The sequence below is a fragment of the Phenylobacterium sp. genome, from assembly GCF_030698145.1.
GTDB lineage: Bacteria > Pseudomonadota > Alphaproteobacteria > Caulobacterales > Caulobacteraceae > Phenylobacterium.
In genome coordinates this window covers 32432-45050 of the sequence record NZ_JAUYNW010000059.1, presented here as the reverse complement: position 1 = coordinate 45050, position 12619 = coordinate 32432, and the positions used below count along the sequence as shown (strand labels likewise).

Below are 12619 nucleotides of genomic sequence, written 5' to 3'. Positions count from 1 at the left end.
GACAGGCGCGCGCGCCGTCAGCGGCTCGCACGCGGGCCGGCTCTTTGGGGTATTTTCGGGGAAGGATTTCCCGTCGCCTGGGCGCGGGAGGAATTGGTCGGAGTGGCAGGATTCGAACCTGCGACCCCCGCGTCCCGAACGCGGTGCTCTACCAGACTGAGCCACACTCCGACTTGAGAGCGCGCCTTATAGAGGAGGGGCCCCCGGGCCGCAAGCGACCCTGGAACAAGCTTTTGCGGAGGCGTTGCATCGCCCGTTCGGTTGGGCTATCTCCACGCGCTCGCGGCGGGTCCAGACCCGTGCGCCGTTCCTGCTGGGGAATGGTGTAATGGTAACACAGCGGTTTTTGGTACCGTCATTCTAGGTTCGAGTCCTAGTTCCCCAGCCAACGATTTCAATGACTTAGTACTAAGCGGCGCGGCGCGCGGCAGTCATATTTTACACTACTTTTACACAATCCGTTCCGCGCGTGTTCTGGCCGACCATCCTGGGGGCCGGCCACGTGGCTTGTTTGGCTCGTCGCACACAGCCTGCAGGCGTGCCAGAAACACGGTGTTCATGCGGATTGTCTTGGCGTGGATGAAGTCGAGCAACCGCTCTGAGGGATAGAACCATTCGCCATGCCGCCGCTCCGCCGCAAACATGGCGTGAAACTCGGCCTCGCTGCGGCCCCGGCGCCAGCAGATCGTGAAGCCGAGGACGCGAAGTCGATCCGGGCTCGCGAGCGCCACATGCCGCAGGCGCTTGGCGGCGTCGTCCGCGACGCCGATCTTCACCAGGCCGAGGGTGACCGCCTGGACGAAGTAGACGTTACGCCGCTCGGGTGTCCGGCGGCAGATCCACTCGGCTGTGTCAGGTGTCTCGGTCACGTCGCTCATTCCGTTTCAGCCGGCGGATCATCGCCATGCCCATGGCCTCGCCGGAGACGTAGCGGGCGGCGATCTCCTTCACGCGATCGAGCTTCCATCCGAGGATCATGGCGACCTCGTCGAGCGTCAGGCCGGCGAGGATGAAGTTGGTCGCGGCCGTGCCTCTGAGGTCATGCCAACGCAGGCCCTCGATCCCCGAGACGGCCGCGGGATCGCCGGCCTTCTCCCGCGCCAGCTTGAGCGCATCTTGCCTCGCCCGGCGAAGGGCCGCCGCGAGGCCTGAGATCGTCCAGGGCAGGCCTCGGCTGCTCGTCAGCACCGTGACGGCGTCACGGCGCGGAATGGCGCTCAGCAGGGCGCGCAACGGCGGGGTGATCGGGATGACGACGGTCTTGCGCCGGCGGCTCTTGCCGGTCTGCCAGATGATGGCGTTCTCGCCGACCGCCGACCACGGGAGGCCGATGAGGTCGGACTCGCGGAGGGCGGTGAGGCCGGCGAGGCGAACGGCGTGGTCGAACTCCGGCGCGGCGTGCGCCAGCAGCACCGCGAGATCCTGCGTTCGCCAGATGATGTCGGCCCGGTCGACCTTGTAGATCCGCGGGAAGTCCTTCACCGGGTTGCCGGCCAACTCGCCCCGATCGGCCGCCCACTGCAGCACCGCGCCCACGGCGGCGAGCCTGTCGTCGGCGGTCTTGGGTGTGGCCTTGTAGCCGTCGCGCCAGGTGATCAGGAAGCCCCGGGCCTTGCGGCTCTCGAAAGCCTGCAGCTCCATCGTGCCGAGGTCGGCGCGCGCCACGTCTAGGTGCTTGCGCCGGTCGCTCTTGGTGCGGGCGCCGAGCTTCCCGTCCGACTCCAGGTGGACCAGGTAGCGGGTGATCAGGCCGTAAAAGGTGAAGTTGTCGGCGCGGGGCGAGCGCTCGGCCTCGTACGCGGCGGCGGCTCGGGGCGTGAGGCGGGCGACTTCGCGGTCAAGGGCGGCGTCGCCCTGGGCGGTCGCCTCGAGGATCCTCGGGCCGCCACGCCAGGCGTACCAGTATTCCCGACGCCGGCCGCCGGCGAGGCTGACGCGGACCCTATGGACGCCGGGAAGCATCTGAGAAATCGGGAGCTGAGCGGGCAAAGGCGGCCTCGGGATCGTCGTTGGCGGCGGCGGGGCCGCTCCCGGGCGATAGAGCCGCGAGACCCGAGGCGCGGTCAAGGTGGGCGTCGAGGGCGTGGCGATCGTAGAAGACGCGCGGGCCGAGCGAGATCTCGCCGAGCCGCAGCCGCTTGAAGGCTGCGACCGGCAGGCCGCCGAGATAGGCGGCGGCCTGCTCGGCCGTCAGGAGCCGGGGCTTAAGCTTCGCGGGCTTGGCCCGACTGGTCACGGGGCGATTCCGTTCCAGTCGACGCAGGCCAGCGCGTTCGGTGCGCATGCCTCGCACACCGGCATTCCGGTTTCGTCGGATGCGAGCCCGTGCGGCTCGGGTGTTGGCTTCCAGCAGAGGGCGCAAAGCCCCCGCTCGATCGCGGCCTCGACCATGCGTTGCGACTGGCCGCTCATTCCGGCGGCTCCCCAACGTCGAGGGAAACCACGGGATGGCTGACGCCGAAGATCCGCAGCATGACCGGCGCGCCAGCCTGCAGGCGCTCGAGCTGGCCGGGTAGCAGGGTCCAGGCCGAGAGCATGGTCGGATAACCCTCGATCGGCTCGTCGCGGATCGGAAGCGAGCTGCAGTGGCCGTCTCGGGCTTCGTCCCAATCAGCGGGCTTGCCGAGGTCGCGGGTGAAGTGGGCGACGCGGCCGGGGATCATGGCGCCACCGCCGCCGGCGGGGTGTCGTCTTCCCAAATATGGGGCTTGGGGATCGGATCGTCGGGCCCGAGGGGCTCGTCGTTCAGGGTGTAGCTCTCCCGCTCAGGGCCGATGCACGCGGCGTGAACGAAGCCGCCGCTTGCATCGGGATAGTATGGATCGCCGATCTTCATCGGGAGTTCGCAGGCGATGCAGCATGCGACGTCATCGCACACGGTACAGTCGACGCCGGCGAAGCCGGGCGCGGCGCCACAGGCGGGGCAACACCCGCCGTCCGAGGCGCACGAGCTGCAGAGGTCGGCCTCGATCCAGACGCAGCCGCCTTCGCAAGCCTCCTGTTCCCAGCAACCGCAGATCCGGCAGATGTGGCGGCCGAGCGCGGTGTTGCAGAACGCCCGCGCGCCCATGCTCCAGGCGGCGGCGAGCATGTCGTCGGTCTCGCCATCGAACTCGGCCTGCAGGCGCTCGCCGAGGCGGGCCTTGTCGTCCTCGGTGAACCGCGCGAGCAGGCCGAGGAAGATGTCGGGAGGGACAGCCATCAACCTTCCTCCCGCTCGAGCTCGGGCTCGGCCGCCGCGCCGCCGCCGGCGAGGCGGGTCAGGTATTCGGGGGTGTCTTTCTCGGCCTCTGCCTCGGCTGTGGCGTCCTCGTCCTCGTCCTCGGCCGGCTGCTGGCCGTAGTCCTCGAGGCGAATGTCGTTCGCCAGGGACATGGCATTGTCGTGGTCCCATTCGAACATGGGATCGCCGAACTCGATACCTTCGTCGGCCAGAACGGCGGCGAGGCCCTTTTCCGCCATCTCGCCGGCGACCACAGGGCCGACTCCCATGTCGTCTTCCAGGTGGCCGGCGACCATGTCGACAAACCGCTCGCGCGTGATCTCGGGCTCGGGTTCCTCCGGGCGCGACCACGGCGTGTCGAGGTCCGGGCCGCTCGTCGGCGGCCGGCCGGCGGCGTAGTTGAGCGCCACTGCGATCAGCCGCCGGCGCGCCTCGAGGCATGGCCCGTACCCACTGGCGAGCCGGCCCTGGCCGTCGACCAGCACGGCGTCCTTGCCGTCAGCGGAGAGCTGCAGGCTGTAGGGTCCCTCGCACTCGAAGTCGGTCTGCACCTGGTTGAACGCCGACCAGAATTCGTCGGGCGCCATGTCGGCCGCACCGGCTTCGAGGGCGCGGACGGCGGCAAGGAAGTCCTTCCCGAACGGGCCGAGCTCGCGCGCGACCCTGGCCTTGTGGGCGGCTTGCTCTTCCTGTTGCCGCTGCTCTTCCGCGGCGCGGTTGAATTGGCGCTGGGACTCTTCCTGTTCGCGCAGGCGATACGCTTCGGCGGCCTCTTCCAGCGCCGGGTCAGGGGTCGAGCGGAATGGCTCGTTGAACGCCCACGTCGCGTATTCGCCGCGCTGGCCGGCGAAGGACCAGGTCTTGTCGATCTTCTCGGCCTCGGGTTGGCCAATCACCTTCACGCGCAGGGCGTGCAGCGTCGCCGCTCGGGTCTTGCCGTTGAAGCCGGGAAGCTGGCGCGCGACCTCCTGTTTCGAGTAGCCATAGCCCTCCCGAACAAAATGCCGGGCGTCAGCCTTCCAGCCGCGGCTGACGTAAAGAGCGTTGCGCTTCACGAGATAGGCCAGCGGCTCGTTGTCCTCGAGCGCGCGATAACCCACGGCGAGCGGGAGCTGTTGGCCGTACCACCAGCCGGGCAGCGTCTCGGCGAACTGCTCGACGGCGTCATAGAACTCGGCCAGGGCGAGAAGCTCGTCGGCGGGCAGGATTTTGGCTTTCGCCTCCCGCTCCCTCGACCGCATGCTCTGGACCTCGCGGCGGGCCTCCTTGAGGTTGAGATAGGCGCCGTCGTCGGGGTCCAGCTCGAGGCGCTTCTGCAGGATCGGCGGGAGCTCAAGCAGGTCCATGCGCTGTTCGACATAGCGAACCGTCTTGCGCACCGCGTCGGCGATTGCGGCCTTCGCGTCCTTCAGCTCGAGGGCCGGGTCGGCGGCCATGCGGTTGGCGATGATCTTCTTGAAGGCCTTGGCCTCCTCGAGCGGGGAGAGGTTCACCCGCTGAATGTTCTCGATCGTCGCGATCTCAAGCGCCTGGGCGTCGTCCAGGTCGCGGATCATGGCGGGGATCGTCGGGCGATCGGCCTTCTGGCTGGCGCGGAAGCGACGCTCGCCGGCGACGATGCGGAAGCGCCCAGCCTCGAGGCCGAGGCGCAACAGGATCGGTTGGGCGACGCCCTTGTCGCGGATCGAACTGGCCAGGGCCTCGAGCTCGGCGTCGTCGAAGATCTCGCGCGGGTTCAGGGTCGGGTCTCGGTCGATCAGATCGAGGGGGACATGGGCGAAGCCTTCACCGTCCGGAGCGGGCGCGACGGGGCCCTTGCTGTCCAGGGTGTCGAGGATCCCCTGGCCGGCGTCGGTCAAGGCCGGCGGCGAGCCAGGTTCGCGGGTGACCCAGCCCTGTTCGGCGACGCGGGCGAGATCTCGGGCGATGTTGTTCGACTTGCGGCCGCTAGCCTCGGCCAGGGCCTTGGGCGAAAGGTCGCCGCCCGCCGCGATGGCGCGGAGCAGGGGGGCGGCCGAGATCGCCATGGGGGTCAGCTCAGTCATGGGTCAGGCTCCAGTGAAGATCGCGCCGACAGCGCGGAGAACCGCGATCCCGAGGGCGACGAGACAGATGTCGCGCAGCGCGACGAGGATGGGGGAAAGGCTGGCGCGGGGACGCCGGCGGCGGCGTAGCCAGGTGATCACGAGGCGACGCCATCGGTGGCTGGATTAGGGATCATCCCCCAATCGCGGGCGCGGCGGTCATCGCCCAAGAGCAGGAGCGGCGACAGGTCGCCCTCGTCGTCGAGCATCGGCCTTCCGTCCACGAGGCGTACGACGGGCGCGCACCAATGGTCGCGGCGGACTGCGCAGTCCGTGAGACGCATTTGCTGCAAGGCCTCGGTGTAGCTGAGGCCGTGAAGCATGAAGGGATCGAAGGACGGGCCGCTCATTCCGCCGCCGCCCTGGCGATGGCGGCGCGCAACTCGCCGAGATCGGCGGGGCCGGCGACGACGGCGCCGACATAGGCGCGGGTATCGCTGAGCGGGACGAGCCCCTCGATCTTGAAGGCCTCGAAGGTATCGTAGCCGGGATAGGTGCAGGTCCAGCGGGTGAGCTGCAGCACCATGCCCGGTGCGAGGCGGACGATCCGGCGGGCGGCCTCGTCAACATGGGGGTAGGGCACGAGGCCGGCGTGGCCGGGGAGGATCAGGGTCCAGCGGTGCGGCTTGTCCTGGCGGCGCGGCGCGTGGTGCGGGGCGAGGGCGGGGCTCATTGGAAGAGCCCGATCCGCGCGGCGGTGAAGAGCAGGCCGACGAGCGCCCCGCTCAGGCCCGCGCCCCAATACTCGAGGCGGGCGCCGGCGATGTCGAACTGCAGGCGGGCGTACCAGGGCAGGGCGTCCCACGCCTTCAGCGCCGCGGCCCGGCGATCCTCGGCCTCGACGCGCAGGATGGTCTCGCGAAGATCCTGCGGATCGTCGAAGGTCATGGTCTCGCCCTGGTGGGTGAGGGCGACCCGGTCGCTGCGGCCCTGGATTCGGACGATCCGCTGGGCGATCAGCGGGTGAATGGCGACCCGCTCAGGGCGGGCGGCGGCGAACGCGGTTCGCGGGGTATCCATCTGAGACCTCGCCCCGGCGGTCCGAAATCCGTCCTTCCAAGACTGATCTACGGACGCCCATCGTCACGTTGGCCGCCGGGGTGTGGTTACTGGCACACCTGTTTGGTTTCAGTGTCAACCGGAATGAAACCATACGCGATCAACTGCGGTTTCAAACGCGCTTCATCCCGTCGCTCGCGTGAGGGCTTCGGCGCTGCGACCTTGCGGTGAGGGGGAGCGAGAATGACCGTCATCATTGTGCTGCTGATCTTGCTCGCCCTCGCGGGCCTGTTCGCCCTTGGCGTCGGGGCGGCGCTCTCGCATGTCGAGCCAAGCAAGCTCGATGGCGCGGTCGATGGCGTGCTGCGCGTGAGCGACGGCGGGATGTTCGCCGTCGATGTGGTCGGCGAGGGCTACTATCAAGGCGTGCTGGGCTCGATCGTCGGCGGCAAGACGGAAGACAGCGTTGAACACGCCTGTACGGCCCGCATCATCGCGGAGCCGGACAATGCCTATGACGCCAATGCCCAGGGCGTCTGGATCAAGGGTCAAAAGGTCGGCCACCTGTCGCGAGCCGATGCCCTGGCGCTGGCGAGGCAGCGTGCGCGGTCTTCAGGCGGGTCCGCGGCAATCGAGTGTCGCGCACTAGTCGTTGGCGGCTGGAAGACCGGCAGATCCGAGGGCCATTTCGGTGTCCGGTTGGACCTGCCGTACGATCTGCTTGGCGGCTAGAACCGGCGGACCTGGGCCACGACGAGGGCGCGGATGAATGGCCCCTCGTCCGCCGTCCGGAGAAGCTCGGAGCCCTTGTGGCGCTTGTTCTCCGTCCTCATCCATAGCCGAACGCCGCCGTCGAAGATCTCGACCTGGCGCAGCGTGCGTTCGCGCTCCTGGCCGTCGACGCGCCGGCGCTCGACCAGCACGATGTCGCCGGTCTTTGGGTAATAGCCGATCTGGTCGGCCGCCACGCAATGCACCAGGTCGCCGTCGAAGATCGAGAGACCCTCGGCTGCATCATCCACAACCTCGGCCAGCCATTGGTCGGCGTGGGCGAACCTCGGATCTCGACCCAGGGGGAAGGCGCGGCCGACGACGTCGGGGCCGTCACCATTGAACAGCCACGCGCCGGCCTGGACGCGCTCAGTGATCGGCAGGGACGGGGCGTCGGTGCTACGGGACGCCACCCATAGTCCGCGCTCGGCGACCCCGAACCCGGGTCGTTGAGGTGGGGCGTCGCCGGTGAGGCGCGCCTTGGCGAGCATGAGACCTTCGAGATCGCTACCGACCGCCTTCGCGAGGCGTTGCTGCACGGATTTCTGTTCGATCGACGGTGCGCGACCGTTCTCGTACTTCGCCCAGTTCTGTCCACTGACGCCGAAGAGCTCCCCGGCCTTGGCCTGGCTGATCCCGGCCTCGGTCCTTAGGCGCGCCAAGGCTCTCCCGAGGAGCCGGCGTTCAATCTCATCATCGTTCGGTTGCGACATGAACCGAGGCTGGACTCGGTCAGCCGCGAGAGCGAGCGCCTGCATAGGCGCATGGTCATAAACCAAACAGTTGCAAGCTGCACCAAATCAGTTTCGATATCCCCGCTGACCCGAAATATCGGACGCAGCAATGCCCGACCCCGTCGCCCTCGCCGCGCACTCGCCCCTCCAGCGGATCAAGTTCGATCGCTGGATGTTCGACCATGGGCTGGACAACATCGCCTGCGCCGAATTGCTCGGCGCGCATCCGATGAGTGTCGGTCGCTGGCGTAAGCCCTACGACGACCCGGCGCGCCGGATCCCGCACGCCGACATGATCCACAAGATCACGCTAATCAGCGCCGGGCAGGTGCAGCCGGAGGACTGGTATCGGGCCTGCGGTGTCCGATATGTGCCGGTCTCGCCTAGTGAGGCGCCGGCGGCCCTCGGAGTTGGTCGGCCATGAACGCGGCGTGGTCCGCGGCCAGGTCGCAGCCGGTGGCGATCAAGCGGCATGCGACGGCTAGGCCGTCCCAGGCTGCGGCCGCACCAAGGTTCGTGTTCGTCACGGTCTGGCGCTTCTTGCGCCCAAGCACCGAAAGCACCGCACGCACGGTTCGGCGCCTACTCGCCGAAGCCTCATTCAACATCATCACTCCCCTCAGCGGCCAGAATTGTCGCCCTGGACCCCAAGTAGAATCCTCGAATTGCAAAGAGTCGCGTCGCAACTGTCCGTTGCGCCGCGACCTTTTGACAGGCCGCGCCGCGCGAGCCGGGTTCGCCGGGCAAGCGAACCCGTCATCAACCCCCCACGCCGCCGGCCGACCACATGCGGTCGGCGGCGTGCTCGCGCCCGGGCTGGGCCGGTCCCCCCGCCCGGGCGCGACGAACCCGGTTCGCCAGCCATGAGGCAGCCGTTCACCCGTCGACAGGAGCGGAGGATCCGCGAGCTGATCGCCGAGGCGATTGCGCGCGAGCATCGCGAGTTCGGTGAAGGGCTCGCCCGGATGGCAGGCGGCTGGGACGTCGGCGCCGAACCTGATCGCACCGCTATGTGGCGGCCCGGCCACGTCGTCTTGCTTCCGCGATCCATTCCGCGGCCGCCGCGTAGTTCTCCAGGTGAGGGAGGGCGCGATGACTGAGCGCCCAACCTTCGATGTTCGCCGGCGGCTCGGGATAGGCCGCGTCACGCTCGGCGATCATGGCGGCGACGTCCCTGACGTAGGTGACCAGGCCGGTCTCGACCATCGGGTGATCGGCCAGCAACTCGACCAACATGATCTCGATGGCCTCGAGGCGAGCCTCGAGCTCGACGGCGAACTCAGCGGTCAACGGCATGGCGGCTCTCCTCCCGGACTTCGGCGCGAAGAGACCGCGAGTCGGCGGGCGGTGTCGCCATGAGACAGCCGCATCCTCAACCCGTGCTGCGCGGCATGGAGGCCCGGAACGCCTGGCGCGAGTTCGCCTATCAGGCGCGGATCCATGGGGAGTGGGTCGGGCGCGGCGCGGTGATCGAGAAGTTCGCGGCGGCCGGCTTCGTGCGCCTGGTCAGCCAGACGGCGAAGATCCCGTTCCCGCTGGAGCATGTGAGCGCCCAGGCGGCGAGCCGCGCCTTCCTGACCGTGGCGCAGGCCTTCATCACCGCCGTCCGCGACGAGGACCGCGACGCCCTGGCCGCCTTCATGGCGGCGGGCGCGATCTGCGTCGACAAGATCCTGACCGACCACGCCCACGCCGCGGCGAAGGTCTGGCGCGACCGACTGCCCGGCGACGACTGACGCCATGGCCGGGGGGCGTTTCCGACAATCCAACCTCAAGGAGCTCACATGAGCTGGAACAAGCTCGCGCCTATCGCGAAGAGTACGGGCCGACCGATGGTCAGCGCGTCGATCGTGGTCGCCAAGTCCGGCGACGCGAAGATCCACGTCGTGCTGTCCTCGTCGATCCATGACGAGTTCGGCAAGCGGCTGAAGGTCGATGTCTCGGCCGGGGAGGGCGAAGACACCGGGTCGCTGCTGATCGAGTTCGATCCGGCCGGCGCGTTCGACATCAAGCCGTTCAACAAGGGTGGCGGGCGGATATTCGTCCCGGTTCCCGAGGGCCTGCCGCACGGGGCGGGGAGCAATCAGGCCTGCATCCTCGGCGCGCGGTCGAACGACAGCCTGGTCATCGAGCTCCCGGTCGAGACCTGGTCGCGGGAGATCGCCTCGAGGCGACCGGCCGCCGCCGCGTCTGGGGGGGGGCAAGACCTAACACCGGCGCCCAAGCCGGCGCTCAACGGCCAGGTGCTCGACATGGTCGAGTACCTGAGCGGCAAGGGCGTGAAAATCTCGCGCCTGGCCGAGGGGCGGTTCGCGGTCGACGGCGAGACCGTCACCGCCGCGGCGGTGCTGAAGATGGTCAACGATCGGCGCACCAAGGCCGGCCTCGACCCCCTGCCGCACGCCAAGGTCCGGTGAGGGCGGCATGAGCGCTCTTGACGACATCGCGGCCGAGCGTCGCCGGCAGATCGAAGTCGAAGGTTGGTCGCCGGCCCATGACGACGCGCACCACTCTGGCGATCTCTCAAAAGCCGCATCCCTGTACGCCTGGGCGGCGATCCGCCCGGACAATGACCGACGTTACCGAGGTCCGGGGTTTGCGCCGCCAAGCTGGCCTTGGTCCGCGCAATGGTGGAAGCCCGGCTCGCCTCGAAGAATGCTGGTCAAGGCCGCTGCTCTGATCGTGGCGGAGATCGAGCGCCTTGACCGGATCGGCGGCGTAGCATGATCCCGAAGTGGTTTGACACCCTGCGCGAGGCCAATGTTGCGCGCCAGGCCGAGTGGGACGGCGAAGCCAAGATCGGCCTGACCTGGCGCGCCAACGAACAGGCGGGCGAAGTCGGGGAAGCCCTTGAGCGCGCCGTCGACCTGATCCTGCTGGCCATGGCGGCGGGCCGGGCGAGCAACCTGGCGAAGAAGATCGAACGCCAGCGCCTCGGCATTCGAGGCTCGCGCGCGACGGTGCAGGATCTCGCCGACGAGCTGGCTGACGTGGCGATCTGCGCCGACCTGATCGCCATGGGCGAGGGGATCGACCTGCAGGCGGCGATCTCGCGGAAGTTCAACGCGACGTCGATCAAGGTCGGCCTCAACACCCGCCTCACGACCCTAGAGCGGCCTTCGAACACCGCGGGTGAGCCGGCGCAGTTCTGCGCGGACTTCAACCGCCACAATGCCATTGCAAGTGCGCTCTGCTCGAAGTGCGGCGCGCGTTGGGACGAAAGTTGCAGGCGGCCGCTATGAGGGCCTCCGGAGCTGGGGCCGTCATGGCCGCGCACGCCCCAGCCGAGGTCGAGGCCGATAGCGCGCTGCTGCGCCATTTCCGGCGGCTCGAGTTCTTCCCGACACCGCCCTGGGCCGCCCGGTCCGGCGGCGAGCTGGTCAAGTGGCTCGATCCCACGGCGAAGACCGCCAAGGATGGCGCCTGCGGCAAAGGGCACATGGCGTTCGGTCTGAAGGACTCCTTCGACACCGTCGCCGCCTCCGACATCTATGACCACGGCTGGGACGGTCAGGACCGGGTCATTGACTACACCGCCCGCGACCAGGGCGATTGGCCGGCGGCCGACTGGGACATCACCAATCCGCCCTTCAAGCTGGCCGCCGAGTTCGTGCGGCTGGGCCTGCAGCGCGCCAAGCGCGGGGTGGCGATCCTGGCGCGCCAGGCGCTGCTCGAGAGCGCCGGGCGCTATGAGCTGTTCTTCGGCTCCGAGACGCGCCTGAGCGTCTACGCGCCGTTCTTCGAGCGCGTGCCGATGGTGCTCGGCCGCTGGGACCCCAGGGCGTCCACGGCGACCGCCTATGCCTGGTTCGTGTTCACGCGGCCGGAGGTGGCCGCCGAGCTGGGCCTCGGCCCCGATCCCATCGTCAGACCGATCCCGCCTGGGACCAAGGCGCGGCTGAGCCGCCCCGACGACGCCCGGCGCTTTGGCTTTGCGGAACCCTCAACCCTGTTCGGAGACCTGTGATGGAAGACGCCGATCGGCCGCCGAATGTGGCGGTGATCCTGGGAACTGGCGCCGGGGGCTTGCGGGCCCTAACCGGCGAATTGGAGCCAACCAAGGTCGAGGACGTCGTCACGCGCGATCCCGACCTGCGCGGCCATGTCGGGCGGGCCTGGCGTCTCGACGTCGGCGCGCTGCAGCGGCACGGCGGTCGAACGCCCGAGACCGATAGCGGGATCGCCTCCTGGATCATGGAAGCGCCCTGGGCGCACCCGATCTGGCATAGCTTCATCCTCACCCTCGTGCATCTGCGGCCTCTGCAAGGCCAGCCGGCCGAGCTGTGTCGGGACGGGGCGAGTCATCAGTTCTGGGTCTTCGCGCTCGATCCGAGCGAGCCGCGCGACGGGCCCGTTTGTGGGCGGTCCCTGCCGTCCCTGCTGTGGCCGGCCAACTTCGCGGCGCAGATCGTCGCGCCCGATGACGCCGCGGCGATCACCAGCATGCAGGCGGCCGTCCAGGACGTGTGCGACGGCAAGCTCTCGCCTGACACCGACTACCTGCGGACCTGGGTCGCGCGGTTCGGCGACAGCATGATCCGGAAGTAGGGCGGTGACCCGTCCGCCCCGCCAGACCGATCTATTCGGCGCGCCGCTCCAGGGCGACCGCGACCGCACGCCGGTGGAGATCCGCATGGTCGTGGTCGACCAGACCGACGCGGGGATCTTCCTGGCGATCGACGGGCGCAAGGGCTCGGCCAGGTGGGCGCCGAAATCGGAAGTGAAGGCCGGGGAGGGGACCAACGCCAACCTCTTCCGCATGGCCAAGTGGGTGGCGCGTGAGCGGGGCTGGTTGTGAGTAACAAGGC

21 protein-coding genes and 2 tRNA genes are annotated in these 12619 nt (G+C 68.7%); 10 read left to right on the top strand and 13 right to left on the bottom strand.

Going from position 1 to position 12619, the window contains the following annotated elements; translation table 11 throughout:
* Window positions 1–94: 94 nt before the first annotated feature.
* A tRNA-Pro gene (locus tag Q8Q77_RS08045) sits at window positions 95–171 on the bottom strand.
* A 143-nt stretch (window positions 172–314) separates the two neighbouring features.
* On the opposite strand from Q8Q77_RS08045, the gene Q8Q77_RS08040 reads away from it, so the two are divergent.
* Window positions 315–388 (top strand) — tRNA-Gln (locus tag Q8Q77_RS08040).
* 61 nt (window positions 389–449) lie between these two features.
* On the opposite strand, the gene Q8Q77_RS08035 is transcribed toward Q8Q77_RS08040, so the two are convergent.
* From Q8Q77_RS08035 to Q8Q77_RS07990, 10 genes are all read right to left on the bottom strand, one after another.
* On the bottom strand, window positions 450–878 hold the full coding sequence (locus Q8Q77_RS08035; RefSeq protein WP_305582921.1) for a GIY-YIG nuclease family protein: 429 nt from the start codon (window positions 876–878) through the stop codon (window positions 450–452).
* Window positions 853–1962, bottom strand: coding sequence for a tyrosine-type recombinase/integrase (locus tag Q8Q77_RS08030; RefSeq protein ID WP_305582919.1), 1110 nt, complete (start codon window positions 1960–1962; stop codon window positions 853–855). Before Q8Q77_RS08030 ends, Q8Q77_RS08035 begins: the two co-directional genes overlap by 26 nt.
* The gene (locus Q8Q77_RS08025) at window positions 1943–2236 is read right to left on the bottom strand and encodes a hypothetical protein (RefSeq protein WP_305582917.1); all 294 of its coding nucleotides are present in this window, start codon (window positions 2234–2236) and stop codon (window positions 1943–1945) included. The genes Q8Q77_RS08030 and Q8Q77_RS08025 overlap by 20 nt, the downstream gene beginning before the upstream one ends.
* Entirely contained in the window at window positions 2233–2412 is a 180-nt protein-coding gene (locus Q8Q77_RS08020) for a hypothetical protein (RefSeq protein ID WP_305582915.1), read from the bottom strand. The genes Q8Q77_RS08025 and Q8Q77_RS08020 overlap by 4 nt, the downstream gene beginning before the upstream one ends.
* Window positions 2409–2663, bottom strand: coding sequence for a hypothetical protein (locus tag Q8Q77_RS08015; RefSeq protein ID WP_305582914.1), 255 nt, complete (start codon window positions 2661–2663; stop codon window positions 2409–2411). The genes Q8Q77_RS08020 and Q8Q77_RS08015 overlap by 4 nt, the downstream gene beginning before the upstream one ends.
* Window positions 2660–3202 (bottom strand): hypothetical protein, encoded by a 543-nt coding sequence (locus tag Q8Q77_RS08010; RefSeq protein ID WP_305582912.1) that lies wholly within the window; start codon window positions 3200–3202, stop codon window positions 2660–2662. The genes Q8Q77_RS08015 and Q8Q77_RS08010 overlap by 4 nt, the downstream gene beginning before the upstream one ends.
* Window positions 3202–5268, bottom strand: a complete 2067-nt coding sequence (locus Q8Q77_RS08005) for a ParB/RepB/Spo0J family partition protein (protein WP_305582910.1) — start codon at window positions 5266–5268, stop codon at window positions 3202–3204. Before Q8Q77_RS08005 ends, Q8Q77_RS08010 begins: the two co-directional genes overlap by 1 nt.
* 137 nt (window positions 5269–5405) lie before the next feature.
* Window positions 5406–5657: a hypothetical protein gene (locus Q8Q77_RS08000; protein WP_305582908.1), complete on the bottom strand. Its 252-nt coding sequence runs from the start codon at window positions 5655–5657 to the stop codon at window positions 5406–5408.
* Window positions 5654–5980 carry a hypothetical protein gene (locus Q8Q77_RS07995; RefSeq protein WP_305582907.1) on the bottom strand — a complete coding sequence of 109 codons (327 nt, stop codon included), beginning with the start codon at window positions 5978–5980 and terminating at the stop codon, window positions 5654–5656. The genes Q8Q77_RS08000 and Q8Q77_RS07995 overlap by 4 nt, the downstream gene beginning before the upstream one ends.
* The gene (locus Q8Q77_RS07990) at window positions 5977–6327 is read right to left on the bottom strand and encodes a hypothetical protein (protein WP_305582905.1); all 351 of its coding nucleotides are present in this window, start codon (window positions 6325–6327) and stop codon (window positions 5977–5979) included. Before Q8Q77_RS07990 ends, Q8Q77_RS07995 begins: the two co-directional genes overlap by 4 nt.
* A 222-nt stretch (window positions 6328–6549) precedes the next feature.
* On the opposite strand from Q8Q77_RS07990, the gene Q8Q77_RS07985 reads away from it, so the two are divergent.
* The gene (locus tag Q8Q77_RS07985) at window positions 6550–7038 is read left to right on the top strand and encodes an HIRAN domain-containing protein (RefSeq protein ID WP_305582903.1); all 489 of its coding nucleotides are present in this window, start codon (window positions 6550–6552) and stop codon (window positions 7036–7038) included.
* Here the strand turns inward: Q8Q77_RS07985 and Q8Q77_RS07980 are convergent.
* Complete coding sequence (locus tag Q8Q77_RS07980) at window positions 7035–7739, bottom strand: helix-turn-helix transcriptional regulator (protein WP_305582901.1); 705 nt, start codon at window positions 7737–7739, stop codon at window positions 7035–7037. The genes Q8Q77_RS07985 and Q8Q77_RS07980 overlap by 4 nt on opposite strands.
* Window positions 7740–7920: 181 nt before the next feature.
* On the opposite strand from Q8Q77_RS07980, the gene Q8Q77_RS07975 reads away from it, so the two are divergent.
* Window positions 7921–8235, top strand: a complete 315-nt coding sequence (locus Q8Q77_RS07975) for a hypothetical protein (protein WP_305582900.1) — start codon at window positions 7921–7923, stop codon at window positions 8233–8235.
* Between the two features lie 584 nt (window positions 8236–8819).
* Here the strand turns inward: Q8Q77_RS07975 and Q8Q77_RS07970 are convergent.
* Entirely contained in the window at window positions 8820–9107 is a 288-nt protein-coding gene (locus Q8Q77_RS07970) for a hypothetical protein (protein ID WP_305582898.1), read from the bottom strand.
* 59 nt (window positions 9108–9166) lie between these two features.
* Between Q8Q77_RS07970 and Q8Q77_RS07965 the strand changes: the two genes are divergently transcribed.
* The 7 genes from Q8Q77_RS07965 (at window position 9167) to Q8Q77_RS07935 (ending at window position 12609) form a co-directional block, all read left to right on the top strand.
* Window positions 9167–9547 (top strand): hypothetical protein, encoded by a 381-nt coding sequence (locus Q8Q77_RS07965; protein WP_305582896.1) that lies wholly within the window; start codon window positions 9167–9169, stop codon window positions 9545–9547.
* A gap of 96 nt (window positions 9548–9643) precedes the next feature.
* Entirely contained in the window at window positions 9644–10228 is a 585-nt protein-coding gene (locus Q8Q77_RS07960; protein WP_305582894.1) for a hypothetical protein, read from the top strand.
* A 7-nt stretch (window positions 10229–10235) separates the two neighbouring features.
* Complete coding sequence (locus tag Q8Q77_RS07955) at window positions 10236–10538, top strand: hypothetical protein (RefSeq protein ID WP_305582892.1); 303 nt, start codon at window positions 10236–10238, stop codon at window positions 10536–10538.
* The gene (locus tag Q8Q77_RS07950) at window positions 10535–11053 is read left to right on the top strand and encodes a hypothetical protein (protein ID WP_305582890.1); all 519 of its coding nucleotides are present in this window, start codon (window positions 10535–10537) and stop codon (window positions 11051–11053) included. The genes Q8Q77_RS07955 and Q8Q77_RS07950 overlap by 4 nt, the downstream gene beginning before the upstream one ends.
* Window positions 11054–11076: 23 nt before the next feature.
* Window positions 11077–11778: a hypothetical protein gene (locus tag Q8Q77_RS07945; RefSeq protein ID WP_305582888.1), complete on the top strand. Its 702-nt coding sequence runs from the start codon at window positions 11077–11079 to the stop codon at window positions 11776–11778.
* The gene (locus Q8Q77_RS07940) at window positions 11778–12359 is read left to right on the top strand and encodes a hypothetical protein (RefSeq protein ID WP_305582886.1); all 582 of its coding nucleotides are present in this window, start codon (window positions 11778–11780) and stop codon (window positions 12357–12359) included. Before Q8Q77_RS07945 ends, Q8Q77_RS07940 begins: the two co-directional genes overlap by 1 nt.
* A 4-nt stretch (window positions 12360–12363) precedes the next feature.
* Entirely contained in the window at window positions 12364–12609 is a 246-nt protein-coding gene (locus tag Q8Q77_RS07935) for a hypothetical protein (RefSeq protein WP_305582884.1), read from the top strand.
* Window positions 12610–12619 lie beyond the last annotated feature (10 nt).